This window comes from Ensifer sp. NM-2 (assembly GCF_003024455.1).
In the GTDB taxonomy this organism is placed as follows: domain Bacteria; phylum Pseudomonadota; class Alphaproteobacteria; order Rhizobiales; family Rhizobiaceae; genus Ensifer; species Ensifer canadensis.
Genome location: NZ_PVZR01000022.1, coordinates 56,947 through 83,450, shown reverse-complemented (window position 1 = coordinate 83,450; position 26,504 = coordinate 56,947). Strand labels below are relative to the sequence as shown.

Annotated in this window: 21 protein-coding genes and 1 pseudogene; 12 read left to right on the top strand and 10 right to left on the bottom strand. The window is 59.2% G+C overall.

Translation table 11 applies throughout. The annotated features are described in order from the left end of the window. Nucleotides 1-29: 29 nt before the first annotated feature. Nucleotides 30-827, bottom strand: a complete 798-nt coding sequence (locus C6558_RS31055; RefSeq protein ID WP_057206850.1) for an ATP-binding cassette domain-containing protein — start codon at nucleotides 825-827, stop codon at nucleotides 30-32. Nucleotides 828-959: 132 nt separating this feature from the next. On the opposite strand from C6558_RS31055, the gene C6558_RS31050 reads away from it, so the two are divergent. The 4 genes from C6558_RS31050 to C6558_RS31035 all read left to right on the top strand — a co-directional run bounded on the left by C6558_RS31050 (nucleotide 960) and on the right by C6558_RS31035 (nucleotide 5,052). After that, nucleotides 960-1,940: an NAD(P)-dependent oxidoreductase gene (locus tag C6558_RS31050; RefSeq protein ID WP_057221210.1), complete on the top strand. Its 981-nt coding sequence runs from the start codon at nucleotides 960-962 to the stop codon at nucleotides 1,938-1,940. A 47-nt stretch (nucleotides 1,941-1,987) separates the two neighbouring features. Further along, nucleotides 1,988-2,977 (top strand): sugar-binding protein, encoded by a 990-nt coding sequence (locus tag C6558_RS31045; RefSeq protein ID WP_057216559.1) that lies wholly within the window; start codon nucleotides 1,988-1,990, stop codon nucleotides 2,975-2,977. A gap of 180 nt (nucleotides 2,978-3,157) precedes the next feature. After that, complete coding sequence (locus C6558_RS31040; RefSeq protein ID WP_025430537.1) at nucleotides 3,158-4,054, top strand: NAD(P)-dependent oxidoreductase; 897 nt, start codon at nucleotides 3,158-3,160, stop codon at nucleotides 4,052-4,054. Nucleotides 4,055-4,266: 212 nt separating this feature from the next. Further along, nucleotides 4,267-5,052, top strand: a complete 786-nt coding sequence (locus C6558_RS31035; protein WP_245449236.1) for an alpha/beta fold hydrolase — start codon at nucleotides 4,267-4,269, stop codon at nucleotides 5,050-5,052. Nucleotides 5,053-5,142: 90 nt separating this feature from the next. Here C6558_RS31035 and C6558_RS31030 read toward each other — a convergent pair whose 3' ends face one another. Continuing rightward, nucleotides 5,143-6,009: an SDR family oxidoreductase gene (locus tag C6558_RS31030; protein ID WP_107028088.1), complete on the bottom strand. Its 867-nt coding sequence runs from the start codon at nucleotides 6,007-6,009 to the stop codon at nucleotides 5,143-5,145. A gap of 91 nt (nucleotides 6,010-6,100) precedes the next feature. Continuing rightward, entirely contained in the window at nucleotides 6,101-6,757 is a 657-nt protein-coding gene (locus tag C6558_RS31025; RefSeq protein ID WP_057221213.1) for an O-methyltransferase, read from the bottom strand. A gap of 93 nt (nucleotides 6,758-6,850) precedes the next feature. Between C6558_RS31025 and C6558_RS31020 the strand changes: the two genes are divergently transcribed. After that, on the top strand, nucleotides 6,851-7,501 hold the full coding sequence (locus C6558_RS31020; protein WP_057221214.1) for a TetR family transcriptional regulator: 651 nt from the start codon (nucleotides 6,851-6,853) through the stop codon (nucleotides 7,499-7,501). Nucleotides 7,502-7,771: 270 nt separating this feature from the next. Here the strand turns inward: C6558_RS31020 and C6558_RS31010 are convergent, their stop codons facing one another. From C6558_RS31010 to C6558_RS30985, 5 genes and pseudogenes are all read right to left on the bottom strand, one after another. Continuing rightward, the gene (locus tag C6558_RS31010; RefSeq protein WP_057221215.1) at nucleotides 7,772-9,364 is read right to left on the bottom strand and encodes a gamma-glutamyltransferase family protein; all 1,593 of its coding nucleotides are present in this window, start codon (nucleotides 9,362-9,364) and stop codon (nucleotides 7,772-7,774) included. 128 nt (nucleotides 9,365-9,492) lie between these two features. Further along, nucleotides 9,493-9,687, bottom strand: a pseudogene (locus C6558_RS41105) (hypothetical protein). Next, nucleotides 9,684-9,923: a type II toxin-antitoxin system ParD family antitoxin gene (locus C6558_RS31000; RefSeq protein ID WP_057221273.1), complete on the bottom strand. Its 240-nt coding sequence runs from the start codon at nucleotides 9,921-9,923 to the stop codon at nucleotides 9,684-9,686. The pseudogene C6558_RS41105 and the gene C6558_RS31000 overlap by 4 nt, the downstream one beginning before the upstream one ends. Nucleotides 9,924-10,704: 781 nt before the next feature. Next, nucleotides 10,705-11,115 (bottom strand): GFA family protein, encoded by a 411-nt coding sequence (locus C6558_RS30990; RefSeq protein WP_082555613.1) that lies wholly within the window; start codon nucleotides 11,113-11,115, stop codon nucleotides 10,705-10,707. 339 nt (nucleotides 11,116-11,454) lie between these two features. Further along, on the bottom strand, nucleotides 11,455-13,572 hold the full coding sequence (locus C6558_RS30985; protein WP_107028087.1) for a carboxy terminal-processing peptidase: 2,118 nt from the start codon (nucleotides 13,570-13,572) through the stop codon (nucleotides 11,455-11,457). Between the two features lie 963 nt (nucleotides 13,573-14,535). Between C6558_RS30985 and C6558_RS30980 the strand changes: the two genes are divergently transcribed. The 3 genes from C6558_RS30980 (at nucleotide 14,536) to C6558_RS40085 (ending at nucleotide 18,225) form a co-directional block, all read left to right on the top strand. Continuing rightward, the gene (locus C6558_RS30980; RefSeq protein WP_057221218.1) at nucleotides 14,536-16,242 is read left to right on the top strand and encodes an arylsulfatase; all 1,707 of its coding nucleotides are present in this window, start codon (nucleotides 14,536-14,538) and stop codon (nucleotides 16,240-16,242) included. A gap of 80 nt (nucleotides 16,243-16,322) precedes the next feature. Then, complete coding sequence (locus C6558_RS30975; RefSeq protein WP_107028086.1) at nucleotides 16,323-17,333, top strand: HAD family phosphatase; 1,011 nt, start codon at nucleotides 16,323-16,325, stop codon at nucleotides 17,331-17,333. A 58-nt stretch (nucleotides 17,334-17,391) separates the two neighbouring features. Then, nucleotides 17,392-18,225, top strand: coding sequence for a hypothetical protein (locus C6558_RS40085; protein ID WP_057221220.1), 834 nt, complete (start codon nucleotides 17,392-17,394; stop codon nucleotides 18,223-18,225). A gap of 584 nt (nucleotides 18,226-18,809) precedes the next feature. Here C6558_RS40085 and katG read toward each other — a convergent pair. Next, on the bottom strand, nucleotides 18,810-20,984 hold the full coding sequence (katG, locus tag C6558_RS30965; protein ID WP_107028085.1) for a catalase/peroxidase HPI: 2,175 nt from the start codon (nucleotides 20,982-20,984) through the stop codon (nucleotides 18,810-18,812). Nucleotides 20,985-21,150: 166 nt separating this feature from the next. On the opposite strand from katG, the gene C6558_RS30960 reads away from it, so the two are divergent. After that, on the top strand, nucleotides 21,151-22,068 hold the full coding sequence (locus tag C6558_RS30960) for a hydrogen peroxide-inducible genes activator (RefSeq protein WP_057221222.1): 918 nt from the start codon (nucleotides 21,151-21,153) through the stop codon (nucleotides 22,066-22,068). A gap of 236 nt (nucleotides 22,069-22,304) precedes the next feature. Beyond that, nucleotides 22,305-23,678 (top strand): hypothetical protein, encoded by a 1,374-nt coding sequence (locus C6558_RS30955; protein WP_107028084.1) that lies wholly within the window; start codon nucleotides 22,305-22,307, stop codon nucleotides 23,676-23,678. Nucleotides 23,679-23,781: 103 nt separating this feature from the next. Here the strand turns inward: C6558_RS30955 and C6558_RS30950 are convergent, their stop codons facing one another. Further along, complete coding sequence (locus C6558_RS30950; protein ID WP_057221224.1) at nucleotides 23,782-24,747, bottom strand: hypothetical protein; 966 nt, start codon at nucleotides 24,745-24,747, stop codon at nucleotides 23,782-23,784. Between the two features lie 625 nt (nucleotides 24,748-25,372). Between C6558_RS30950 and C6558_RS30945 the strand changes: the two genes are divergently transcribed. Further along, nucleotides 25,373-25,795, top strand: a complete 423-nt coding sequence (locus C6558_RS30945; RefSeq protein WP_057216480.1) for a cysteine rich repeat-containing protein — start codon at nucleotides 25,373-25,375, stop codon at nucleotides 25,793-25,795. Nucleotides 25,796-25,819: 24 nt separating this feature from the next. After that, nucleotides 25,820-26,389: an OmpA family protein gene (locus tag C6558_RS30940; RefSeq protein WP_057206772.1), complete on the top strand. Its 570-nt coding sequence runs from the start codon at nucleotides 25,820-25,822 to the stop codon at nucleotides 26,387-26,389. The last annotated feature ends 115 nt before the right edge of the window (nucleotides 26,390-26,504 follow it).

The window sequence follows — 26,504 nt, the reverse complement described above, 5'->3', positions numbered from 1 at the left end:
GCATTCCTCCGATGCGGCACCTGCAGCGCTCATCCTCTTTCGATGGCGCCCGTAATCAATCCTGTCACTTCTTCAGGCGACGTCTGCGCAATAGGCTTGTCGGCGACCTTTCGGCCGCGCCGCATGACGATGACGCGATCTGCGACATCAAAAACATCCGGCATACGATGGCTGATGAGCACGACCGCGATGCCGCGATCGCGCAACCCACGAATCAGATGCAGCACCTCGGCGACCTGGCGCACCGAAATGGCCGCCGTCGGCTCGTCCATAAGGACGATCTTTGCCTCGGAGATCATCGTTCGCGCGATCGCGACCGCCTGCCGCTGCCCTCCGGACATTTGCCTGACGAGATCGCGGGGGCGAGTTTCGGATCGAAGCTCGCTAAAGATCTCTCCCGCGCGACGGTACATTGCCTTGTAGTCAAGGACCCGCAGCGGGCCAAAGCCGCGCCTGAGTTCGCGTCCAAGGAACACATTTGCCGCCGCCGAGAGATTATTGCACAGCGCCAGGTCCTGATGAACGATCTCGATGCCGTGCTGTCTTGCCTCTATCGGTCGATGCAGAACGATCTCGTTGCCGTCGAGCCGTATCGTTCCCTGGCTCGGGCGATGATTGCCGGCAATCATTTTGACCAGCGTCGACTTGCCGGCGCCGTTATCTCCCATGAGACCGACAACCTGGCCTGCTTCCAGCGAGAGCGAAACGTCGTTGACCGCCTGAATGGCGCCGAAATGCTTGGAAATGTTGGTGATCTCGAGTGTCGCCACCAGTCGTCTCGCCTCCCGAAGCGCGCCGGCACGCCAACGGGCGCGATCGTTCCTCAGTCTTCACCCAGCGGTCTACATCTTTATTTACGCAAATCCTTATGAAGGCGTCAATGACGTCCTATGCCTAGAAACTGTTTTGTATGACAAATACACGTTGCCCTGTATATTAGCCATCAGTGGGAGACAAAAATGCTTATCCTTGTCACCGGTGCAACGGGCAAGGTCGGGCGGAACCTCATCGCGGGGCTGCTTGACCAACCGCGTTTTTCGCAGGCGGAGATCCGTGCGCTCTGCCACAATCGCCTGCTCGAGCCGTGCGATCGAATCGACATGGTGCGTGGGACGATCGCCGACCGCGACGTCGCAGATGCGGCAATGAAAAGCGTCACCCATGTGGTGCACCTCGCCACCTGCAAGGAAACGCCAGACGCGGTCATGGACATCACGGTTAAAGGATTGTTCTGGCTACTCGAGGCCTTCCGGGTCAGCCCTTCCGCACGCCAGTTTATCCTCGTCGGTGGGGACGCGTCGGTCGGCCATTTCTTTTATCGCCACGATGGTCCCGTGACTGAGAAGACGCCGCACCGCGCTTATCCCGGTTGCTACGCGCTATCGAAGGTCATCGAGGAAGTGATGCTCGATCAGTACGCAATTCAATACGGCACGAACGGTTGCTGCCTTCGCGCGCCGTGGATCATGGAGAAGGACGACTTCAAACAGACGTTGTCGTTCGGCGACGATGTGTTTGGCGGGCCAGACTGGAAGACCTTCTTTGCGCCTGCAGAAGCAAGGCGATACGCCGAGGCCGGAACCGTGCCGCTCCTTCGCGACGCAGATGGCCGGCCGCTCAAACGCAATTTCGTACACGTCAGCGACCTGGTCTCGGCGATCCTGGCAGCGATCGACAATCCCCGCGCCGCACGGCAGTTGTTCAACGTCTCCATGGACCGTCCAGTCGACTATGGCGAAGTCGCAGGCTACCTCGCACGTACGCGCGGCCTCGGCTCGGTTGACGTCCCCAGCGGCTTCCACTCGAACTGGATGGATAACAGCAAGGCCAAATACCTTCTGGATTGGCGCCCTGACTACGATCTCGAAAAGCTTATCGACTCGGCCTGGCAATACGAGCGTCAGTCGAACGATCCTCGTGTCGTCTTTTATCCGGGTTGATTTGTGCCGCGGACAGACAACGTCCGCTTGTTCAATGGGAGGATAGAATGAGAAAGACAGTATTGCTGGCCGCCGTCGCTGTCCTGGCGCTCTGTGCCGGCCAGGCTCTAGCCAAGAAGCAGCTCGTCATCGTCGTGAAGGGACTCGACAACCCCTTCTTCGAAGCGATCAATCAGGGCTGCCAGAAATGGAACAAGGAAAACCCGGATTCCGAGTATGAGTGCTTCTACACTGGACCAGCCTCGACATCCGACGAGGCCGGCGAAGCACAGATCGTTCAGGACATGCTCGGCAAAGCCGACACGGCAGCAATCGCCATTTCGCCGTCTAATGCCAAACTGATCGCTCAAACGCTGAAGACCGCGAACCCGACGATCCCCGTCATGACGCTCGACGCCGATCTAGCCAAAGAGGACTCGGCCCTGCGCAAGACTTATCTCGGTACCGACAACTACCTGATGGGTGCCCGGATTGGCGAGTACATCAAGAAGGCCAAGCCGGATGGCGGCAAGATCTGCACGATCGAGGGCAATCCGGGGGCGGACAACATTTTGCGCCGAGCCCAAGGCATGCGCGACACCCTGACCGGTAAGGAGGGACTGACGGAACTGAAGGGTGAGGGAGGCTGGACGGAAGTCGCAGGCTGCCCAGTCTTTACCAATGACGACGGGGCAAAAGGCGTGCAGGCCATGACGGATATTCTCGCCGCCAATCCGGACCTTGATGCCTTTGGTATCATGGGTGGCTGGCCACTATTCGGCGCACCGCAGCCCTATCGCGACCTGTTCAAGCCGATCGCAGACAAGATTGCCAGCAACGAATTCGTCATCGGCGCCGCCGATACCATCGGCGACGAAGTTGCCATTGCGCGTGAAGGGCTGGTGACGGCACTCGTCGGGCAACGTCCGTTCGAGATGGGCTACAAGGCACCGTCTGTCATGATGGATCTGATCGCTGGCAAGCCAGTAGAAGATCCGGTGTTCACCGGTCTTGATGAATGCACCAAGGACACAGTCGACACGTGCATCCAGAAGTGACGGTCTCGTCCGGGCCCCGTTCGCGGGCGCCCGGACAAATCGCCGACCGAAGCCTTGCCAGCGCAGGCGGGGGCAAGGCATCCCCATTGACGCGAGTGACATGCATCGCCAGCATCGGAACCAATTGATCCGTGGCGTCGCATTGGCGAGCGAGATCCGCGTCAGATTGTGGAGAGCAGAATGGCAAAGAGGATCATCTTCACCGGCGGCAGCGGCAAAGCCGGCCGCCATGTCGTGCAGTATCTCATCGAGCAGGGTCACCAGGTCCTCAATCTCGATACCCGGCCTCTCGACAATCCGAAGGTCAGGACGCTCATCACGGACATCACCGATAGCGGGCAAGTCTTCAACGCCTTGTCGAGTTACACCGGACTGCACGAGTTCGACCCATCCTTGAGGCCACAGCCGATCGACGCCGTCGTGCATTTTGCCGCCATCCCGCGCATCATGATCGCTCCTGACAACGAACTTTTCCGCGTGAACGCGCTCGGCACCTACAACGTCATCGAAGCTGCTGTGAAACTCGGTATTCGCAAGGTCATCATAGCATCCAGCGAGACGACCTACGGCCTCGTCTTTGCCAACGAGCCCCGCAGTCCGCGCTACTTTCCGCTCGACGAGGAGTACGACGTCGACCCCATGGACAGCTATGCCTTGTCGAAAGTTGTCAATGAGCAGACGGCACGCGCCTTTGCCCTGCGCAGCGGCTTCGACATCTATGCCCTGCGCATCGGCAACGTCATTGAGCCGAGCGAGTACAAACTGTTTCCTGGATGGTTCGCAAATCCGGGCTTTCGAAAACGCATCGCGTGGAGCTACATCGATGCGCGCGACCTCGGCCAGATCACGCTTCGCGCAATAGAGAAGGACGGGCTTGGTTTCCAGATCTTCAATGCCGCAAACGACGACACCTCTTCCGATCTGCCTACCCGCGAACTCATAGACCGGTTCTATCCAGGTGTACCGCTCAAGCGGGAACTCGGCGAGTTCGAGACGTTGCTGTCGAACTGGAAGGCGCGTGACATTTTGGGTTTTCGCAGCGAGCATGGCTGGAGAAAATACGTCACCTCAGGCTGAAAACCGCCCAACGTTTTCCTCGTCACCTTCACACGTAGACTTGTCGTACACGCAAACAGCCGCATGGCTCAGAACCGTCTGTGGCAACCAACGCCCCAGTCACCCAACCGGGTGACTGGCAACCGCGAGAAGATCACGTATATTGCAACTTACACGGACAACGATTGCCGCGATCTTCGAAGGCCGCAAACTAAGGGTTGATGGAGGCTACTATGGCAGAACCAAGGTGGCGAACTCTTCCCGTAACTCCCGAGTTGCCCGCGACGACCCGCAAAGGGTATGTCGCGGTCGACGGCATCAAGATTTGGTATGCTGTCTACGGTTCCGGTGAGCCCGTGATTATGCTCCATGGCGGTCTCGCCAATTCCAATTACTGGGGCCATCAGGTTCCGGAACTCGCTAAGTCCTATCAGGTCATCGTTATGGACAGCCGCGGCCACGGCCGCAGCACTCGGAATGCGGACCCCTTCAGCTACGACCGCATGGCCTCCGACGTCATCGCATTGATGGATGATTTAAGGGTGTCCAAGGCTGCGGTCATAGGCTGGAGCGACGGCGCAATCATCGGCCTCAAGCTAGTGATCGCCAATCCTGGCCGAGTTAGCCGCCTGTTCGCATTTGCGGCTAATAGTGACCCATCCGGGATCTACGATCTATCCGATAGCAGGATGTTTGAGAACTATTCTCAGCGGACGCGCGAAGAGTACGAAAAGTTGTCTCCCACACCCGTCGAATACGACGACTTCCTTGAGCAAATGGAAAAAATGTGGGGCTCGCAACCAAACATAACGAAAAGTGAGCTTCGCAACCTTGAACACCCTATCTGGGTTGCAGCCGGCGACCACGACGAAATTGTCAGGCGTACCGATACGCTGTTCATCGCCGAAAACATTCCCGGTGCCGGTCTGCTAATACAGCCAGAAGTCAGCCACTTTTCCCATTTGCAGAACCCGCAAGAGTTCACAGAGGATCTATTTCGCTTCCTGCGCGCGCATTGAGATCGCAAAACGTGAGGCGAGTGTTTGGCGTGCAGTTTCAGTAACGCCTAGGGCTCGGCATCAGCGCGGCAGTTAGAGCTCGTCTCACGATCAGCGCGGGAAGTAGGCGGGCTGATCGAGATCGGCGATCAGGCCCGGACCAGTCGGCTGCCAGCCTAGAAGCGAGCGGGTCCTGGCGCTGGACGCCGCCATGTTCGCCGCTGCAAAGTTGGCAAACCAGCCGAAGTGCTCTCGCGACCGCGGTTCGACCGGCAGGCCGAGTTGGCGCCCGATCACTTCGGCGATTTCCCTGAACGGAACCGTTTCGACGGCAACCGCATGGTAGACGCTCTCCGTCACGCCGGCTTCAAGGGCCATGCGGTAGACCTGCGCCGCATCCAGACGGTGAACCCCGGACCAGCAGTTCAAGCCGTCATCGACATAGGCGGACACGCCGGTTTCGCGCGCGAGGCCCGCGACGATCGGGATGAAACCATGGTCGCCCACCCCATGAACGGATGGCGCAAGACGCACCGTCGCTGCGCGCACGCCCTGTTCCGCCACCGCCCTTGCGGCAGCTTCCGACTTGCGCGGCGACGCCGGATTGGGAAGGTCTGCTTCGGTTGCGCCGCGTGGCAGACCCAAGAGGCCGGAGGTGACGAGCAATGGGCGGTCCGACCATTTGAGTGCGCCTCCCAGTGCCTCGATCGCCCGTTCGTCCTGTGCCGCGTTCTTGGCGAACGTCGAGAAGTCGTGGTTGAAGGCGGTGTGAATCACGGCGTCGGCGGCTGAAGCGGCAGCCCGCAGGATGTCGAGGTCGTCCAGCGAACCTTCGACAACCTTCGCACCGATGGCTGCAAGGGCTGATGCCTTCCCCGCCGAACGGACAAGGCCACTGACCTTATGTCCTGAGCGGATCAGGTCCTCGACGACGGCGAAGCCGACCCAGCCGGTTGCGCCTGTTACGAATACATGCATGACAATTCTCCATTGAGGGGCCCGTGCCATTGGGACGGGCCTTTCGTTGTATGTTCGGTTTGGGTTGGTGGCAGTTGAACGTTGGCAGGCTTCAGGCCAGGCGCATCGACAGCTCGATGTCGTCGGCGAACGGTGTCGACAGATAGCCGCCCGAAGTCGAGCGGACGCGATCGAGATAGTCCGGGCAATGATCCGCATCGTCGGCAACGACAAGTGCTCCGGTCCGCAGACGGCTCTCGACCAGTGAAAGGACTTCCGGGTAGAGCGGCTTCGCGCCATCGAGCAGGAGCAGATCTATGCTTTCGGGAAGATCCATACTCAGCGTCGTCAGCGCATCGCCCTCGCGAATTTCGACGAGATCGATGAGGCCCGCGTCAGCCAGGTTCTGTCGCGCCCTTGCAATCTTCGACGGCTCGAACTCGCTGGTGATCAGCTGCCCCCCGCCATTGTCCCGGAGCGCTGCTGCGAGGTAGAGCGTCGAGAGGCCGAACGACGTGCCGAACTCGACGATCGTCCTTGCGCCGCTGCTTCGGGCCAGCATATAGAGCAGTTCGCCGGTCTGGCGGGACACGGGAAGCCAAAGATCCTTCATGCGGCTGTAGAAGTCGAGATACTCCGTCTTGCTGTGCATGAGGCGGTCGCGCTCCGCGTGGGAGAGTTCTGCCAAGGCCGGGCTGGTGGCGGCATCCGCTTCGTCGAAGAGGCGGTCGAGAAGAGATGCAAGGCGTATGTCCTTGAGGGTGTTCATCGGAAAATCCTTGGTTCGTTGCGATGACTTGCTTTCGAAATAAAAAATACGAATAATTCGTCGCGTTTGCTAATCGCATTGCAAAAGGTCCCGATGACTGATCGCGCAAGTCCCCGTATTTCCACACGAAAGCAGCCCAAGCAGTCGCGTTCGAACGAGCTTGTCGCCGCCATTCTTCAGGCGGCTATTCAGGTTTTGGCGCAGGAGGGTGCGCAGCGTTTTACGACGGCGCGGGTGGCGGAACGGGCAGGTGTCAGCGTCGGATCTCTCTACCAGTATTTCCCCAACAAGGCGGCTATCCTGTTCCGACTGCAGAGCGACGAGTGGCGGGCGACATCGGAACTCTTGGGCGACATCCTGACGGACCGGTCCCGACCGCCGCTCGAGCGGCTCCGTAGCCTCGTGCAGGCTTTCATCCGTTCGGAATGCGAGGAAGCTGCCGTTCGGGTGGCACTTAACGATGCCGCCCCTCTTTACCGGGATGCGCCGGAAGCGCAGGAGGCGCGGGCGGCAGATGACATGGTCATCGAAGCGTTCATGTCCGAGCTTCTTCCGGATGCCTCCGCGGCGGTCCGGGCCACGGCCGGCGACCTCGTCATGACGACCATGACCACGGTCGGGAAGGAGTTCTCCGCCGAGCCGAAGACCGACGCGGAAATCGCAGCATACGCGAATGCCATGTCCGACATGTTCTGCGCCTATATCCGCTGCCTGCGTTCCGATATTTCTGCAGCGGCCGGGTGATGCGCGATTGAACGCTCTGATCGTATGGTCGCCAGGAACTCTGGGAAGGCTCGTCGGCGGGATGGCCGCAAACCGAACCCTACACATGGAACCGACGACACGATGAGTCCGGGACACTTAACCCGCGGCGCCGCTCCCCTCACCGCCTACGAAGGTTTCGTTGCCAATACGGACTTCCATGTTCCTCCCCCCAGCCAATCATTGCCTAGGTCGCCGTAGAGAGACATTTGGGAGAACCGTCCATCTCATCACTCCACCTGTGAGGCAAAGTTAGTAGCCCAGCGCCATCCCGTCCTTACGGGCGTCCGACCCTCCGATCAGAATGCCACGCTCCCAGTCAATCCGGATGGCTTGCGCTCCGCCGATCGCGCGGAGGGACGGCTGAACCTTGAAGCCACGCCGTTCCAGTTCGGAGCCGATGCTGGTGCGGATGGCTTCCTCTGCTTCGACCGTCGCTGTAGCGGGCAGAGGAAAGAGGCGCGGCAGGTCAATGGCGGTTTGAAGATCGACACCGCAATCGTAGAGCCGGGACAACAGATGAGCATGGCCCATGGCCTGGTAGTGGCCGCCCATCACACCGAACGGCATCACGATACGCCCGCCCTCGGCGACCATTCCCGGGATTATCGTATGCATCGGACGCTTGCGGGCCGCGATTTCGTTGGGGTGACCTGCCGCAAGCGAAAAGCTCTGACCGCGGTTGTGGAACAATACGCCTGAGCGTGGCGCCATCAGCCCACTGCCATAGGAACTGAATATCGAATTGATGAAGCTGACCGCGTTGCGGTCGCGATCCACCACGCAAACATAGACGGTATCCTTGTGCTCGACGGTGTCGAACGAGGGCAGCGGTTCGGTGACCCGATCGAGGGAGATGCTTTGGGCAAGGCGATCAGCAAGTGTGCTCGACAGCATGCGCTCGACGGCCCCATCCGACAAAGACGGATCGGCGACCATCGCGTCGCGCGCGGCGTAGGCGAGCCGTGTTGCCTCGAGGAGGAGATGCAGATCATCGGGGTCGAACGGGTCGTTGGACAGCGAGAAACGCGAGAGGATGTTCAGGATCAGGAGGGCGACGACGCCTTGGCCATTCGGCGGGCATTCGTAGATGGTGCGGCCGCGATAGGTCGTGGAGATGGGTGTAACGTAGTCTCCTACAGCGCTGGCGAAATCGTCCAGGGAGTGATAGCCGCCGAGGCCGCGCAGATAGTCCACCATGTCCTCGGCGATGGCGCCGCGATAGAAGGCGTCCCGGCCGCCGCGTGCGATCGCGTCGAGTGTATCCGCAAGCAAGGGCTGGCGCTGGACGCTGCCGACCGCCGGGGCCTCTCCCGCGACCAGGAAAGTGGCACGGGTGGTTGGGTCGGCAGCCAGGAGATCGCGCTGCATGCCCAGGTCGGCGGCGACACGGGGCGTCAGCGCATAGCCGTCGCGGGACATCGCAATTGCAGGCTGAAGCACTTCGGCCATCGACATCCGGCCGAAGTCGCTTAAGAGGCGGCACCAGGCATCGACCGCTCCAGGAACCGTGACCGCGTGAGGAGAAGAGCGCTCGATTGCTGTCACACCGTCGGCACGCAGCGCATCGTGGCTCAGTGCTACTGGCGTCAGGCCCGAGCCGTTGTAGGCGCGAATGTCGGTGGATCCTTCCACCGCGATCATTGCGAAACAATCCCCGCCAACACCAGTCGAACCTGCCTCGACTACTGATTGAACCGCGACGGCCGCCACCGCCGCATCGATGGCGTTCCCTCCTGCCTTCAGGATCTCGATGGCCGTCAGGGTTGAGGCCGGATGTGAGGTTGCCGCCATCCCGTGACGGGCGACGGCCAGCGACCGACCAGGATCTTCGAAGTTGCGCATGACGTCCCTAAAGTCTTCCCAGCTATCTGCTTCGTCAGTCCCCCGACGCCGGCGCAAGTGACCTTGGCCAGAGGTCGTGCATAGGGTGGTGGGGCACAGCGGATACAGCCGTGCAAATCTCCGCGCAGTCAGCGACTATCCGACCCCTGCATCCACTGCGGGATATCGCGCTTGGCATGAAGCACACTCCACACGTCGATGCAGCCGGCCTGTCGATGAAGCCCAGCGCGACATCAATTTGCGGCCTCGCGTGCGTAATAATCTACGGTCACTTCGACATCACTGCGCGCCAATTCACGTGGAATAATCGGTTTGTTCGTCACTTGCTCTTCCGACCACGAACTCGATCGCGCAACCCGCTGAAATAAGCGGCGTCGGGCGGTTCAGTCTGCGCAGAGGAGGCTCCGTCAAGCAACAGCCTGCGTAACGTGAGCCGGTCGTCATCTCGACGGATCAATTCTCGGATATACTCACTGCTCGACCCATAGTCCCGCCCAGCGACTTGCTCATCTACGAAGCTCTTCAGATAGTCCGGCAGGGAAATGTTCATTGTGCGCATAGGAACGAGCATAGCCGCATGGCAAAAATTGGCAACGACGTCCGCTTCCGACGGCTGAAATGGCAGCATTCGCAACTGCGACCTTCTGGTTAGAGGCGGACGAGCTACCGGGCTGCTATCCGCCGACTTCAGAATTGAAAACGAACCCAGCTGCTCCAGTTTATAAAGTACGGGTAAACACGCTCAGGAGGAGCAGTTATGAGCAGAAACACCGTTATTGGCGTCATTGTCGCCGTCGTCGTAATCATCCTTGCCGTTGTCTTCCTACTCCCTGGCAAGACGACCACAACGGAAACAGCGACACCCCCGGCGACTACGACTGAGCCGACGACTCAGCCCTCGACGACTCAGCCCTCGACGACCCAGCCTTCAACGACCCAGCCTTCAACGACTGCGCCAGCTCAATAGGGTATACCGACGAGACTACTGTGAGCACGCGACCGACGCCGAGTATCGCGCGAGACGGCGGTCATTGGGTGGACGCGCCTTCGTAACTGGTGAGGTATGCCTCGAAAATTTGATGGTTCGCCCAGACACTTCGAGAGATTTCATCCTCGGTCACTCTTGCCCTCGACTTCTTCTGGCGATCGATAACCCTGCTCGCACTCCTCGCAGTGTGCGTAGACATCTCCGGTTTCGCTCTCACGAAAGAGAAAAAGCCGGCCGTTCTGACAGCTCGGGCAGTTGCCTGCGTGAAATTGCATCATGGCGGTCAGCATCCTCACTATGTTTCCAAGCATATGGCCAGTGATTCGGCCACGCAGTCACCTGCCGATTCATCCTAATGTTGGCCGATTGGGAGGCCTTGGAAAGGCTCTACCGTGTCGGCGACCTTCACCCACTTATGTTTCGATTGCTCGAATACTGATATGGCAGGTGGCGCGAACGCCGGGTCGGCAAATGAACCTACAGCCACCCCGATCCAGGACGGCGAGACATCGGCCTTCCAATAGACGGTCGAGCCGCAACTTGGGCAAAAATGCATTCGGACCTTGCGACCGCTCTCGGCAGTACGAATGAATTCTGCAGACGTTCCAGATATTTCGACACAGTCAATCGAGTAGAAAGCATTAGCGCTGAACGGTGCACCAGTTCTTCGCTGGCATGCGAAACAGTGACACAGCGCAGTCAATTGTGGCGGTTCGCGAAGCATCAGTTTAAGAGCGCCACAGGCGCATTGGGCATTGGCCATGGAAACTCCTCCCGCTTGCGCGGTGAGATTACGTTGGATTAAGGGCTGAAGCGCAGGCCCGAACCGCAATTCCATTGCGGTAGGCGATGCAAAGAGGCTGAAACCTGATACAATTTCAGGATCACCAAGCACCCAAGGTAGATCGCGGAAATGCCGGAGTCTAGAAGAAACTCTTCGGACCGCCAAACGCAGTCATGCCTGATGTGAAGGGATCTAACTCAGTTCAGCATCCGCGCTTACGACTGGACCATGGCGTGGTACGCCGTACTTCCCCTGTAATCATGCCGCTGCGAAGAATAGATCGCAAGCGGCCCATACTGTTGCGCCGGCCGGGTACGATTATTTTCCCTCCGTATTTTCCGATTGTCCTGTGGCCGCCTTCACCACCCCTTCCTGCAAATCCGCCTCATCGGCAAGAATGGCCGCGGCCTCGTCCAGCAAAACATCTTTTGCGTTCTTGCGGGCATTCTCAATGGCAATATCAGCACTCAGGCTACGCTCGTTTGCACGCAGGCCATCATCTTCGCCAGCATTTGCGCCATCGCCTGCTTGCGCCCGAGACTTCATTCGAATTTCTCGAGCCGTCAATTCCCTACGACGTTCGGCTTCATTGAGGGAGACAACCCCTTTGTTGCGCTGCGCTTCCACGTCCGCAATGTCTTCTAACAGGCGTTGGAAATCCGGATTGCTCTCAACCCGAGCTTCATGGCGGCGTTGAAGTGTCGGCAACAACGCCGTTATGGTGCCGATGGGCTTATAGGTCGCCGGTTTGATCTGAGCCCACGGCAGGGCATTGTCATAACTGGTCTCGCCAAAGCGAGCCGGATCCGAAAAACTCGGCAAGCTGATATCAGGCGTCACACCGTGCAACTGCGTCGTGCCGCCGTTGATCCGGAAAAACTGCGCAATCGTGACTTTCAGGTCACCGAATTCGGGTGTGCTGTTGCGAACCACCTCGTCAAGATTCACGACAGTTTGAACGGTGCCCTTACCGAAACTCGGTTCGCCAACGATAACGCCCCGACCGTAATCTTGGATTGCCGCGGCGAAAATCTCCGAAGCCGATGCCGACCCGCGATTGATGAGGACACCCACAGGGCCGGTCCAGACAGGCGCTGGAAAATCAGCGCTTGATACCGCGACCTTACCGTCGCTATCGCGTTGCTGAACGACCGGGCCACTGCCGATGAACAGGCCGGTCAAATCAATCGCCTCCTTCAGTGAACCGCCGCCATTGCTGCGCATGTCAATGAGAACGCTGTCGACTTTTTCCTGCTTCAGTTCATCGAGAAGCTTTCGGACATCGCGGCTCGCGCTTCTATAGTCCTTGTCTCCTTTGCGCCGGGCTTCAAAATCCTCGTAGAATGCCGGCAGAGTAATCACCCCGATTTTACGCGTGGCTTCGCCCACTTTCACAGACAGCACGGTCTTCTGGGCAGCCTGCTTTTCGAGGCTGATTTTATCGCGCACCAGGCTGATGATCCGGTGGGTGGCATCGGCTCCGGCATCCGCCGGCAGGATATCCAGGCGCACGACGGTGCCCTTTTTCCCTCGTATCAGTTGCACGACCTCATCAAGGCGCGTGCCAACCACTTCCTTTATCGCCCCATCCTTGCCTTGACCCACGCCAGTAATGCGGTCTCCGACCGAGAGCTTGCCCGACAACTGAGCCGGTCCGCCAGGCACGAGTTCACGGATCGTCGTGTAGTCGTCGCGTTCCTGCAGTGACGCACCGATACCAACGAGTGAAAGTTTCATTGCGATATTGAAATCGGCCGAAGCGGTCGCGCCGAAGTAGTCCGTGTGCGGGTCGGTCGACGTTGTGTAGGCGTTCATGAACGACTGGAAAACGTCATCGCTTTTATACTTGTAAGCTCGCTGCAAAGCGTTTGCATATCGCTTGTCGAGTGTTTCGCGAATGGCCGCGTCGGTCTTGCCGCCCAGTTTCAACCGCAACCAGTCGCTTTTTACGCGTTTGCGCCAAAGTTCATTGCTCTCGGCCTCCGACTGCGGCCAGGGCGCTTTATCGCGCAGAACGGAAAAGCTCTCCTGCGCACCGAAATCGAGGTCCTGCTTAAGCAAGTTGCGCGCGTAGTTCATTCGGTCGACGACGCGTTTCCCATAAACGTTGAAGATCGCAAATGGGATGTTCAAGTTTTTCCGTTCGATGGCGTCGTCGATCTCGTTGCGGTCCGACATGAACCTGTCGATGTCCGCTTGCAGAAAGAGCGCATGGTCTGGATCAAGTGATTGGATGAACCGATCCATGATCCTGGCCGACAAGGCGTCGTCGAGTGGAACGGGCTTATAGCTGAAGCGCGTGAGAAATTCTGCACTCAACTGAGCGGCTTGTGCCTGTTGCTTAAGCGGCTCCAAAACAGGCGGTGAGGCGACTTCAGCAAATGCGGACTGTACGATTGCCAGAAATGCACCAAGGAAAACGTATGATATGCGCATTCTGATCGATCCAATTCTTGATGCCGAGTGTCACTGCACGATCTAGGTGAAGCAATTGTGGCTTTTTGGCAACCGGATGGGTCATGCGCTCATCCAGCGACCCTCGGCTCAAGGAGGTTTAAGCGCCAGGCCGCATGTCGGCGAAGGCTTCGTTTGGAAAATTCGTCTGCGTGAGTTGGACCGACTTTACTGCTGCTTCGCATTCCCATGACTGGCATGTCTCCACCGAACGTGCGGTGCCTCTGGGCCGTCCGGCCCATTGTCTGAGCGAAGACCACAATTGTGTTTTCCACCAATTCCCAGCTCATTCAACGTATCAAACATTTTTCCGACGATCGCGTCTCCCTCCAGGTGGCCTGCCCTGGCAATCATCCCAAACGCGTCCCAGGTGTCGGTGGGAGGAATTCCGTAAAACTCGTAAAAACCCTGTTTCTGCGGAGGTGCCATTTTCCATCCATTGCGGTGGCATAACCGGCACCATGCGGCCCTGGACTTCAGCTTCTAGAGGAACAGGTGCGCGTTAAAAAGGCAGCCGAGGCCACGTTGAGTAAGCCATTGGCATTATTCTTTGAACGTCCAAGTATCGAAAGTGCATATTTTCGACTGCAACGTGTTCTTATTGAGAGTGCAAGTCTTGAAATGACCCACGCCCTGCACCATGATCATGTGCGTGCACGAGCGATTTCTCGGCGCATTCATGGGCATATCTTATGCGTTACGACCAGATCCACCGAAACTGTTTAGGTGGAAGCTGTTCGACCTGATGCTATGCAGATCCGGCCAAACTGGCCATTTGTTCTGAGCCGTGTTCGTTTTTAAGAATTGGGTAGCAGCTGTGCATCGTGGCGCTGCACCCTCTCAACTGCGTCGCAATCGCAGCACCCACGCCTTCGCATTCAACTCTTCTCGCGCATGAAATCTAGTGAATGAACCTTGCAAGGTTCTCTGAGGGAGGGACGTGAAATGCCTCGTATAAGAACGACGTGCATCGCAGCAGCATTAACTGCAGTGAGTAGCCTTTGGGCCGGCACCGCTATCGTGCAGGCGCAGGAAACCAAGCCCAACATCCTGTTTATCATGGGCGATGATATCGGCTGGATGCAGCCAAGCATCTATCACCAGGGCCTGATGGTAGGTGAAACGCCCAACATCGATCGCATCGGCAATGAGGGTGCGAAATTCATGACCTACTACGCTGAACAAAGCTGTACGGCTGGTCGTACCGCGTTCATAACCGGCATGCAGCCGGTGCGTGTCGGCATGGTCCTGCCGGAAATTCCCGGAAGCCCGTCCTACCTGCGGGCAGGCACGCCTCACCTTGCCCGGTTCCTGAACGATCTCGGCTATTCGACAGGCGAGTTCGGCAAGAACCATCTCGGGGATACCACCGAGTCCCTGCCGACTGCCCATGGTTTTCAGGAGTTCTGGGGCTATCTCTATCACCTCGACGCAATGCAGGGCGTGAGCTTCCCCGACATCAACAAGACGCCGACAGAGCAGGGGATCGCACCTCCTTGCAGGAATACGCCAATCCCCGGGCTGACCGAGAATCCTGCGGCGGTCGATCCGAAGACAACAACGTGCCTGACACCACCGCGTCCCATGCTAGCGTGCGCATCCTCCGACGGAACCCCTGAAAATCAATCTTGCAAGGACGAAGGGCCGCTGACACTCGAGCGCTCCAAGACGATTGACGAAGAAATCTCCGGCAAGGTCATCGACTTCCTCGACAGGAACGACCCCGAGAAAACCAAGAAGCCCTTCTTCGTCTGGTACAATCCGGCACGCATGCACATCACCACCGTGCTGCCGGACAAGTACCTGAACATGGTTGGCGAGCCGGGCGGAAAGGACTGGGGCGTTAACGAAGCCGGTATGAAGCAAATGGACGACAACATCGGCTACGTGCTGAAGAAGCTCGAGGAGATGGGAGAACTCGACAACACCATCGTCGTCTTTACCACCGACAACGGTGCCGAGACGATTACCTTTCCCGACGGCGGCACCACTCCGTTCAAGGGCGGAAAGCTCAGCACCTGGGAAGGTGGCATGCGCGCTCCGCTAGTCGTGCGCTGGCCGGGCCATATCGAACCGGGAACGGTCAAGAACGAGATCTTCGCATCACTCGATTGGCTGCCGACATTGGTGAACATTGCTGGCGGCCCGAAGGGTGATGGGCTCAAGAAGGAGATCGAAGCGGGCAAGTATCCGAAAGTTGTCAAAACCACTCTCGACGGGATCGATCAGCGCGACTTCCTGGAAGGTAAGGCACCATCCGCACGCGACTCTTTCTTGTACTATTCCGGCAAAGAGCCGTCGGCGGTCCGCTTCAAAAACTGGAAGATGTATTTCGCGATGGTGTCCGATGACCCTGCGGGCTTCATTTCCGGCGTGCAGCCCTATTCCTGGACACAGGTCGTCAACATCAAGCGTGATCCGTTCGAAACTTCGGTCGGTCAGCAGATCAAGACACTCTTCGGCATGGGGGGCGCGATCGCCTCGCCTTCGACGGCCTATGTCTATGACTGGAACATCCTGCCCATCGGGCAGCAGCTGTGGCTGAAGCATCTCGAGAGTTACATCAACTTTCCGCCGCTGCAGGACCCTGCAAGTTATAATCTTGAGCAGGTCATGCAGCAAGTTAAGGAAATGAAGACAGGTCACGACTGAAACGCTGTCGAATAGCGACATCACAACGGACGCTCTTCGGGGCGTCCGCATTCTTGTTTATCCCGGAGGGAGGGTTCGACATGCGTTCGGGTCACCTGACTGTAATTTATCTCTGGCTGTATGCGCTCCTCGCGGCCACTGCGGCTCAAGCTCAATCCGATCCCCTGCCCTCGTGGAACGACAACGTGGCCAAGCAGGCAATCGTCGAGTTCGTGCAGGCGACCACCGACAATACAAAGCCCACTTTCGTGCCGCCCGAAGAAAGGATCGCAACCTTCGATCAGGATGGTACGCTTTGGGTCGAACACCCGATGTACAGCCAGGTGATATACTGCCTGGAGCGGGTTCCGGCTCTGGTGAAGGAAAAACCGGAGCTGAAGGACATCGAGCCTTTCAAGACCGTGCTGACCGGCGACAGGGAAGCGGTCGCCAAGCTCCCCATGGCGGATCTCGAAAAGATCCTTGCTGCCACGCTTACCGGCATGACGGTGGACCAATTCGAGGCCGAGGTCAGCAAGTGGATCGCATCGGCAAAGGATCCGCGATGGAAGCGCCCCTTTACCGAACTCACCTACCAGCCCATGAAGGAGGTTCTTGGCTATCTGCGCGACAATGGCTTTAAGACCTACATCGTCACAGGCGGCGGCCAGGACTTCGTGCGTGTCTACTCCGAGAGCACATACGGGATCCCTCCTGAACAGGTGGTGGGGACAGCCGGAGGAACGACCTATGGATATGGAAAGGACGGAAAGCCCGTCCTGACCAAGGATCCCAAGCTTCTCCTCAATGACAACAATGCCGGAAAACCGGAGGGAATCCATCTGATGATTGGGAAACAACCGATCATCGCTTTCGGCAATTCAACGGGCGACAAGGAGATGCTCGAATATACCGAAGCGGGGGACGGCCCCCGGCTTTCCGTTCTCGTGCTGCATGACGACGCAGAACGAGAATATGCCTATGGCCCGGCAAATGGTTTGCCTGAGACCAAGGTCGGCACTTTCACGCAGGAACTTTACGACGAAGCCATCAAGGACGGCTGGATCGTCATCAGCATGAAAAACGACTGGAGACGAGTGTTCGCGGACTGACCGAGCAGCTTCGCCTGCTCATTCGCATTTCAAATGCCCTGAAACGCAGGAGGTAGTTATGAAACCCAGAACTGCTGTCTTTCTTTCCGTATTCCTTGCCACAAGCCAATTTCTCGTCCCCGGCTCGGTTTTGGCGCAGGACGCCGATGTCAAGCCGCACGTCCCGCTTGCCAAAACGATCGGCCAGGTATCACCGACAGGGCCGGTTCCATCGCTTTTCGTCCTCAACTCTACGGGCGCAAAATTGGAGGGAACCACGCTCACAATGACGGGCGTTTCGATGAATTCAATCGTCTTCGCCGATCGGCCAATTCGTGCGGCCGGTCATCTCACGACCGAGCAGTTCGTCATGCAATGGGACGAAGGCAAAGGCAGTTTTTCCACAGATCCGCCCAATGCCACGATTTCGGTCCTTGGCGGGAACGGGTCGAAGGTCGAAGATGCTGTAGTGACGATTATGAAGCCAAAGCTCTCGGGTGGGAACCTGACGTTCGAAGTGGCGGTTCTTGAAGGAAGTCTTTCGGGCGGAAGCGGCCCTGCAGCACTGTTCATCGACCGTGGCGGCTTTGGCGGCGGTGGCTTTGGCGGTGGTGGTGGCTTTGGCGGTGGTGGCCGTGACTTTGGTGGCGGCGGCTTTGGCGGCGGGGGCTTCCACGGAGGTTTCGCCGGTGGCGATCGAATGGGGGCCGACGTTCATGTGAACGATGTCCACGCCAACTATTGGCACGCTCCAGATTATCATGGCGCTTGGTATGCCGGCGCCGGGCTTGCGACGGGGGCCGCCATTGGCGCAGCCGCCACCGCGCCCTACCGCTACGGCTACGGTTATGCCAACCCCTACTACAACAACAACTACAACCAGTGTGGATATTACCCCTATCCGCCCTGCTAAAAGGTCGCTGATAGTGGTTCGAAACCTGTCGGGAAAAGGCGGAGTGACGTGCAAGAGCCCGTCGCTCCGATCAAGCGACCCGATCTGCTTCAATGTGCGCGAAGCCTGCCAACAGAGCTGCTCACGCTCCGCTAGCAATTAGAAGGGCGCAGCGCGGTCGGCCTTTTCTTCCCCAAAAAGGACGTCTCGGCACCAACCGCCATGTGGCTGACAGCTCCTGCTCGAACGGGAATATCCGCGTTTTCTGCGATGGCACGGAACCAGACTTCCGCGGCGCCGTTAAGGTTGCGTCTTGCAACGGAGGAACGGCAACCATGGAAAAAGAAGCTGAAGCGCACAAATCGAAAGAAAACGATCGCCGCGATAGTTCCAAACCTGGCACGATCGTCGCCGGCCCGGAAGCCCACGCGCGGGAGGCGGCTGGAAAGATGCCGTCAGGCCGGAGTGCCAAATCCGAGAAGCCTGCGAAGAAACCGGCAAGCCGTTCCTAGCGTTCGAGCATGAATGCGGATGTCCAGAGACGGCGGATCCGAAAGCCTCCCCCCGTTTGACGGGGGAAGGAGTTAACTGGGTGATCCCAGGGGTCATGCAGCCAGATCGAAACGATCCGCATTCATGACCTTAGTCCAGGCCGCAACGAAGTCCTTGACGAACTTCTCCCTGTTGTCATCCTGGGCATAGACCTCCGCATAGGCGCGAAGTACGGAGTTCGAGCCGAAGACGAGGTCGACGCGGGTCGCCGTGTACTTGGTCGCGCCGGTCTTTCGGTCGCGGATTTCATACAGGTTGCTGCCGGTCGGAACCCAGGAATAGCCCATGTCAGTCAGCGTGGCGAAGAAGTCCGTCGTCAATGCACCGACGTGGCTCGTGAAGACGCCGTGTGCGGTGCCGGCATGGTTCGTGCCGATGACGCGGAGACCACCGACGAGCGCTGTCATCTCGGGCGCGGTCAGGCCCATGAGCTGGGCGCGATCGAGCAGCAGCTCTTCCGGGCTCACCACATAGTCCTTCTTCTGCCAGTTGCGGAAGCCGTCGGCGAGCGGCTCGAGCGGAGCGAAGCCGTCGGCGTCCGTCTGCTCGGCGGTCGCATCGCCGCGCCCTGCGGCGAAGGGCACTTCGATATCGAAGCCTGCGGCTTTGGCCGCCTGCTCGACGCCGTAGTTGCCGGCGAGCACGATCACGTCGGCAAGGCTGGCACCCGATGCCGCGGCAATCGGTTCGAGAACGGAAAGAACACGGGCCAGACGTGCCGGCTCATTGCCCTCCCAGTCCTTCTGCGGGGCAAGGCGGATGCGGGCGCCGTTTGCGCCGCCACGGAAATCCGAACCGCGGAAGGTGCGGGCGCTGTCCCATGCCGTGGCAACCAGATCCGCGATGGAAAGACCTGATGCCGCGACCTTCGCCTTGACGCCCCCGATATCGTAGTCCTTGCGGCCGGCCGGGATCGGATCCTGCCAGACGAGGTCTTCGGCCGGCACATCAGGGCCGAGATAGCGGGACTTCGGACCCATGTCGCGGTGCGTCAGCTTGAACCAGGCGCGGGCGAAGGCATCCGAAAAGGCCGTGAAGTCATTCCTGAAGCGAAGCGAGATTTCGCGATAGATTGGGTCCACCTTCAGCGCCATATCCGCATCGGTCATCATCGGAATGGTGCGGATCGAGGGATCCTCGACGTCGACTGGCTTGTCTTCCTCTGCGATGGTGATCGGTGCCCATTGAGAGGCGCCCGCAGGGCTGTGCGTCAGCGTCCATTCATGGTTGAACAGCATCTCGAAGAAGCCGTTGTCCCACTTCGTCGGCTCGGCGGTCCAGGCGCCCTCGATGCCCGAGACGACCGTGTTACGGCCGATGCCGCGACCCTTGGTATTCATCCAGCCGAGGCCTTGGAATTCCGGGCCTGCGGCTTCTGGATCGGGGCTGAGGTCACCCGGGTTGCCGTTGCCGTGGGACTTGCCGATGGTGTGGCCGCCGGCGGTAAGCGCCACGGTTTCCTCATCGTCCATTCCCATGCGCGCGAAGGTCTCGCGCATCTGCGCGGCGGTCGCCAGCGGATCGGATTTCCCGTTCACGCCTTCCGGGTTGACGTAGATGAGGCCCATCTGCACGGCAGCGAGCGGGTTTTCCAGCGTCTCTGGCTTGGAGACGTCGCCGTAGCGGCCGTCGCTCGGGGCGAGCCACTGCTTCTCGTCACCCCAGTAGACGTCCTTTTCCGGCGCCCAGATGTCCTCCCGGCCGAAGGCGAAGCCGAAGGTCTTCAGGCCGGCAACATCGTAGGCGATGGTGCCGGCAAGCGCGATCAGGTCGGCCCAGGAAATCTTGTTGCCGTATTTCTTCTTAATCGGCCAAAGCAGGCGGCGACCCTTGTCGGTGTTGACATTGTCCGGCCAGGAATTGAGCGGGGCGAAGCGCTGGTTGCCGGTGTTGGCACCGCCGCGGCCGTCGGCGGCGCGGTAGGAGCCGGCCGCGTGCCACGTGACGCGCGCCATCATGCCGACATAGCTACCCCAGTCGGCCGGCCACCATTCCTGGCTGTCCGTCATCAGGGCGCGCAGGTCCGCCTTCAGCGCTTCCACGTCCAGCTTCTTGAGCTCTTCGCGATAGTTAAACCCCTTGCCCAGCGGATTGGTCTTGCTGTCATGCTGGTGCAGGATGTCGAGGTTGAGTGCGTTGGGCCACCATTCCATGACGGAGTTGCCGAGAGCCGTGGCGCCGCCGTGCATGACCGGACACTTGCCGGCCGTGGTTGTCTTCGTATCCATTTGGTCCTCCAACGGGTTTTCTTCAATCTACGGACACTGGAAGGGCTTCGCGGGCACACCTCTTGGGTCAGCGCTACCGGGAAGTGCCTTCCGAGTGGCCAATGAGTAACAAGCCCACTTCATAAATTCCAATTGTATATTCTAAAGGCAGCGATATGCTGAGGTTATGAATGGCCTGACCATGAAACATCTCCGCTATTTTGACGCCCTTGCCCGGATCGGCCATTTCGGCCGCGCCGCGGAGAGCTGCGCCATCTCGCAGCCCGCGCTATCCGTGCAGATAAGGGAACTGGAGGAACTGCTTGGCGCGCCGCTCGTGGAAAGAGGCGGGCGCCGCATACGGCTGACGGGTCTCGGCGAGGAGTTCGTCGGCCGCACCCGCGCCATCCTTCGCGCTGTCGACGAACTGGCAGATCTCGGGCGGGCGGCCCATGGGCCGCTCGCGGGCCGCCTTCGTCTTGGAATCATTCCGACGGTCGCGCCCTATCTCTTGCCAACCATCATAAAGTCGCTCGCACAGCTCTATCCGGGGCTCGATCCGCGGCCGCGCGAGGCGATCACACAAAGATTGATCGAGGACTTGGCGGAGGCGAAACTGGACATCGCCATCGTCGCGCTACCGATTTCGGAGCCAGCCCTGGAGGAAATCCCGCTCTTTGACGAGGAATTCGTGCTGGTACGGCCCCTGGAGGATGCGGGCAAGCCAGTGCCGGCTTCGGAAAGACTGCATGAAATGCGCCTGCTCCTGCTGGAGGAGGGACATTGCTTCCGCGACCAGGCCCTGTCCGTCTGCAACATCACGACCGCGTCGACGCGCGATGTGATGGAGGGGAGTTCGCTTTCGACACTCGTGCAGATGGTCGGCGCGGGCATAGGTGTAACGCTTATCCCGCAGATGGCCATAGAGACCGAAACGCGGTCCTCATCGGTCTGCGTGTCCCGGCTTGCCGGCCCCCGCCCGACCCGAAGGATCGGGATGGTCTGGCGAAAGACCAATCCACTGTCGACGCAGTTCGCTCGGATCGCCGACATCGTGCGCGAGGCTGGACTGAGCAGGCAAAGGCAAATGGATGCCGCCACGTGAAAGGAAGCTGCTAGGCCGGTCACCGGCTGGCGACAACAGGCAATCACAGGTTCCCAAACCGTTGCCGGACCTCCTTGGATGCCGAAGCTCCACGCCCAGCGATCCCGGCGGCACATCACGTTTTGAAATGAACGGTCACTTAATATGACTTCCCATTACGGGTCAGTCCGGTCATGTAACGATTGAAGGTCGTCCGACTCACCGCTCGACGACGAACGGACCAAAGAGCTGACAGTATGGAAAATCCGATCGCATTGAATCGCCTTGCCGAGAACAACGTCTTTCGCAAAGGTGATGTTTTCGTCCTTTTCGGCGAACTGTTCGGCCGCGGATACGCAACTGGCTTGCTCGACCAAGCCCGACAGGCAGGCATGGAGATCGTGGGAATCACGGTCGGGCGCCGCGACGAGAACAACGCACTGCGACCTCTGGACGCCGAGGAACTCTCTGCCGCCGAAGAGCGACTGGGCGGCAGGATCATCAACATCCCCCTTATGGCCGGCTTCGATCTCGACGCTCCGGCAGGTGGCCCCACTCCGACTGATCTCCTGGCCAATATGACGCTGGAGAGCTGGGAACAGGACAGGCTCGACTGGGACTACATCCAGCAGTGCCGGGACATTGCCACTTCGCGCTTCACGAATTCGCTTTCACAGGTCATGGCCGTTCTCGACGGAATGATTGCCGACGGCCGCAATGTCATTTTCGCCCATACGATGGCCGGAGGCATCCCGAAAGCGAAGGTATTCCTGGTCGTTGCCAATCGGATCTACAAGGGGCGTGGTCCCCGCCACATGTCGTCTCAAGCCCTGCTTGACAGCGACATGGGCAAGCTCATCCTGCAGAATTTCGACGAAGTCTCCGCAATCACCTTTCGACATCTCATCGACTTCAGCGCGGCGATCCGCGCACGTGTGGAGGCATCGGGCGGTCAGGTCCGGTACACGGCCTACGGCTACCATGGAACGGCGGTCCTGATCGACGGCAGCTATCGCTGGCAGACTTACACCAACTACACCCAAGGCTACGCCAAGATGCGGCTAGAAGGCATCGCGCAGGAAGCCTGGGCGGCGGGTATCAAGGCAACCGTTTATAACTGCCCTGAAATCCGGACCAATTCCTCCGACGTCTTCACGGGTATCGAGCTTCCCCTGATACCGCTGCTGCTCGCCTTGAAGAAAGAGAACGGTGGCCAATGGGCCGAAGAACAGTGGCAGGCATGTGAGCGGCTTCTGGCGGACGGCTTCACGATGACGGATGTCATCCAGAAAATTACCAATATGCAGGCCAACGAGGTCATGCGTCCGTTCTATGATTTCTCGGCGTGGCCCATGGCAAACAGCCAGGCACAATCCGATCTGACCATCGGCACGTCCAACGAGATCACGCAGATGCATCGTGACGGCAAGGCGATGATCAGCGACCACCTGAGTGCCCTCGTGGTGGAGGCGACCGGGCAGCTGATTTTTGGCGAAACCTCAGATCCCTCCGGTCCCGTCCAGTGGCTCAATCACGACATCGTGGCGCGCCGACTTAACGCATCCCACGTGCAAAAGCCGGCGCCCGCGATCTCGCGTCGGGCGACAGGCTCTCACCTCGAGGTGGCCTGACAGCTTCCCAATCAAGCTTGGAAGGTCGTTTCTCTTAGGGGTCAGAACGAGACGAAGGTCCCGGCAGGAGTGCGCCAACCGTAGCCAATCTGGCGTCTTCGGTTCACCGCACGACGGGTTCACCATGATAGCGGCGGCTTGACGGCTTCGACACGCCGAATCCAACTTCCATCATCAGGCGCGGCGACTGTTTTGCCAATGTTCCCATATGAAAGCCAAAAGGATCCTCCACAAAACCCGTACCCGCGTTTCCGATCATGGTAATGGCACTGTCCTCACCGTAGAAGCCCAGCACCTCATCTGCCGGATGCCCGACAAGTAGCGTCAGTTGATGCTTGACACGTCGGCGGTTGTGGCTGCCCCGCACATAAACATGCGGCCCGGCGTCCGCATCGACGTCGGTGAGGTAGAAGAAGAACTTCAACATCCGCCAATCGTCGAGATCGAAATGGAACTTGAACGAGGCGCGGCTGAGATCGGCCTCTGAAGCAGACTTCGTCGGAAAGCTCCACCAAGTTCGCGTCGTGATGAGTTTGGCTTGGCCGCCGAGATAGTGCCTTGCCACGTTGAGGAGTAATGGGTCCCGCTGCACGGCCAAAGCGGCATCGCACTGCAGAACCCGCTCGAAATGATGGCCACTCAGTATCGTGCGGCCAAAACGCCGCTCGGCGTCCGCGTGCTCATCGGCGAGAAACTCCACCTTGCGCTCGAAGTTGCCAAAACACGGCGTTTCGCGGCCGAACCGGGCGATTTCCTCCCTGATCGGCGCAGGCAGCGTCAGACCGGCAAAGATGCCAGTTCGCCTGAGTTCGGCCGCAATTGCCTCCGCCTGAAGGTTGCCGAACATCGAAGGCGCACTGTCGACAGTGGAGCGCACGCGTTTGGCGGTCAGCCAGTGGGCCTTGCGGAACGGCATTGTCCGCGCCAGCAGGAACATCGGCAGCCAGGCGGGATTCTCTCGTACGTCCGTTAGATAGGTAGGTACGCGTGCAGCCATGCGGCGGAACGCCCCGCCGCTGCGGGCTATGGTTTCCAGGTCGTTCGATTTGGATTTGGGTGTGTCGAACATCTGATATCCTTAAATGGCGACGAGGTTTTGATGACAAAACCTTGTTCTTGACCCCCACAGTCCCGGCCAAACAGTAAGCGCTAATGTTTGTGTTGCATTGCAGCAGAATTAAGATCGCGGGCATGTCGCGACCGGGTATGTCGATGGGCTGTCCAGCGAACAGTTGCAGATTAGGAGCTGCGGCGAATGACGTTGATGACGTCATGGGCGAACACAGCTCCGTCTGAGCACTGCTCAACGACCACCCGAGACCGCTTTGAAAGCCGCGCCAAGTGTCACGAACCATTTGCGTTCCGGTGGCGCTCCGGCGACCAAGTCTTCAGCAGCCCACGCAATTCGATTTCGTGCGCATTTTAGCATTGTTCCCGGGCGTTCGACCGTTGCGGTTGGCAAAGCTAGGCTGAGCCGGTCGTCTCCTTGCCATGCATGGTGGCATCAACGACAAACGGTTCGTGGACATTCACGCGACTGGCCGTGACGTTCTAGCCGGAGCTCGGTTGCGGCTCGTTGAAGCCGTATCCTACGGTCAATGTAACCGTAACATACTTCCCCTCGCGCCCCCGGTAGCGCAACAGATGTGTGCGGGGAGTTTCTCCGGCGATCAACCGTTCACTATGGGGGTAGCATGTCGATGAGAACCAGACTGTTAGGAGGGGCGCTGGTCGCGTTCCTCGCGCTGACGGGCGCGGCCCGTGCCGACACCATCAGCTTCGCCGATGCGGTGAGCACGCTCGCCAGCGACTGCGGATCCGACATCAAGAAGTTCTGCAAGGGCCTGAACCTCGGAAACGGCCGCATCCAGAACTGCTTGGTGGAGCATGCCGCGAAGGTCTCGCCCACCTGCACGGCGACACTGGTGGGCGTCACTGCCTCGATCGAGCAGCGCCTTGCCGCCCAGCAGTCGTTCACGACGATCTGCAAGCATTACGTCGCTCAGTACTGCGGCGACGTGAAAGGCGAGGGCAACATTCTTGCCTGCCTGAACAAGGCGACACGCGTGAAGGAAGGCCAGTGCGGCCAGGCTATCACCGATGCCGGATGGCGGTGAACAATGTTGAAGGGACACAGAATCATGAAGAGCTTTCGACTTGCAACGATGTTTGCCGCCGGACTGCTGCTGGCACCCGGCCACCCATTCTCGCAGGACCTGAGCGGCCCGCAGGTCGTGCGCACGCTCGACAGACTGGCGGGAGCCGCTCCCGCCGTCGACATCGCGTTGCTTGTGGAAGAAGCGGCTGCGAGTGCAGGCAAGGGCGTCGCCGCCCTTCCTAACTGGCAGAAACTTTCGCAGCTGTCGCAGCTCATCGTCGAGATCGACTTCGAGAACGATTCCGTCGCCATCGAACCGAAATCCTATCGTACCGTCGGCCTGATCGCCGACGCCCTGCATCATCCGAACCTGCGGCGCTACAAATTCCTTGTCGTCGGACACACGAGCTCAACGGGCGATGCCAAGCACAATCTGGATCTCAGCCAGAAACGGGCGAATGCGATTACGGAGGCCCTATCGACGACATTCGCTGTCGCGCCGGACCGTCTGTTCGCGATCGGCGTCGGCGAGGAATGGCCAGTAGATCCGGCGAACCCGAAGGCTGCCGACAATCGGCGCGTTCAGCTCGTGAACCTCGGTCTCGTGAAGTAACATGAGTGATTGGTTTTTCATCTTGTAGTCAGGGTCTCGCTGTCCCTGCCGGTTGCGTCAGAACCAGCATCGCCGCGCCATCGCGTGGCGATGCTGTGGGCGTTTACGACCAAAC

Bases quoted from the DNA above. Each gene is read 5' to 3' on its own strand.
- C6558_RS31050 (WP_057221210.1), top strand. From the start codon at position 960: ATGCTTATCCTTGTCACCGGTGCAACGGGCAAGGTCGGGCGGAACCTC.
- C6558_RS31045 (WP_057216559.1), top strand. From the start codon at position 1,988: ATGAGAAAGACAGTATTGCTGGCCGCCGTCGCTGTCCTGGCGCTCTGT.
- C6558_RS31040 (WP_025430537.1), top strand. From the start codon at position 3,158: ATGGCAAAGAGGATCATCTTCACCGGCGGCAGCGGCAAAGCCGGCCGC.
- C6558_RS31035 (WP_245449236.1), top strand. From the start codon at position 4,267: ATGGCAGAACCAAGGTGGCGAACTCTTCCCGTAACTCCCGAGTTGCCC.
- C6558_RS31030 (WP_107028088.1), bottom strand. From the start codon at position 6,009: ATGCATGTATTCGTAACAGGCGCAACCGGCTGGGTCGGCTTCGCCGTC.
- C6558_RS31025 (WP_057221213.1), bottom strand. From the start codon at position 6,757: ATGAACACCCTCAAGGACATACGCCTTGCATCTCTTCTCGACCGCCTC.
- C6558_RS31020 (WP_057221214.1), top strand. From the start codon at position 6,851: ATGACTGATCGCGCAAGTCCCCGTATTTCCACACGAAAGCAGCCCAAG.
- C6558_RS31010 (WP_057221215.1), bottom strand. From the start codon at position 9,364: ATGCGCAACTTCGAAGATCCTGGTCGGTCGCTGGCCGTCGCCCGTCAC.
- C6558_RS31000 (WP_057221273.1), bottom strand. From the start codon at position 9,923: ATGCGCACAATGAACATTTCCCTGCCGGACTATCTGAAGAGCTTCGTA.
- C6558_RS30990 (WP_082555613.1), bottom strand. From the start codon at position 11,115: ATGGCCAATGCCCAATGCGCCTGTGGCGCTCTTAAACTGATGCTTCGC.
- C6558_RS30985 (WP_107028087.1), bottom strand. From the start codon at position 13,572: ATGCGCATATCATACGTTTTCCTTGGTGCATTTCTGGCAATCGTACAG.
- C6558_RS30980 (WP_057221218.1), top strand. From the start codon at position 14,536: ATGCCTCGTATAAGAACGACGTGCATCGCAGCAGCATTAACTGCAGTG.
- C6558_RS30975 (WP_107028086.1), top strand. From the start codon at position 16,323: ATGCGTTCGGGTCACCTGACTGTAATTTATCTCTGGCTGTATGCGCTC.
- C6558_RS40085 (WP_057221220.1), top strand. From the start codon at position 17,392: ATGAAACCCAGAACTGCTGTCTTTCTTTCCGTATTCCTTGCCACAAGC.
- katG (WP_107028085.1), bottom strand. From the start codon at position 20,984: ATGGATACGAAGACAACCACGGCCGGCAAGTGTCCGGTCATGCACGGC.
- C6558_RS30960 (WP_057221222.1), top strand. From the start codon at position 21,151: ATGAATGGCCTGACCATGAAACATCTCCGCTATTTTGACGCCCTTGCC.
- C6558_RS30955 (WP_107028084.1), top strand. From the start codon at position 22,305: ATGGAAAATCCGATCGCATTGAATCGCCTTGCCGAGAACAACGTCTTT.
- C6558_RS30950 (WP_057221224.1), bottom strand. From the start codon at position 24,747: ATGTTCGACACACCCAAATCCAAATCGAACGACCTGGAAACCATAGCC.
- C6558_RS30945 (WP_057216480.1), top strand. From the start codon at position 25,373: ATGTCGATGAGAACCAGACTGTTAGGAGGGGCGCTGGTCGCGTTCCTC.
- C6558_RS30940 (WP_057206772.1), top strand. From the start codon at position 25,820: ATGAAGAGCTTTCGACTTGCAACGATGTTTGCCGCCGGACTGCTGCTG.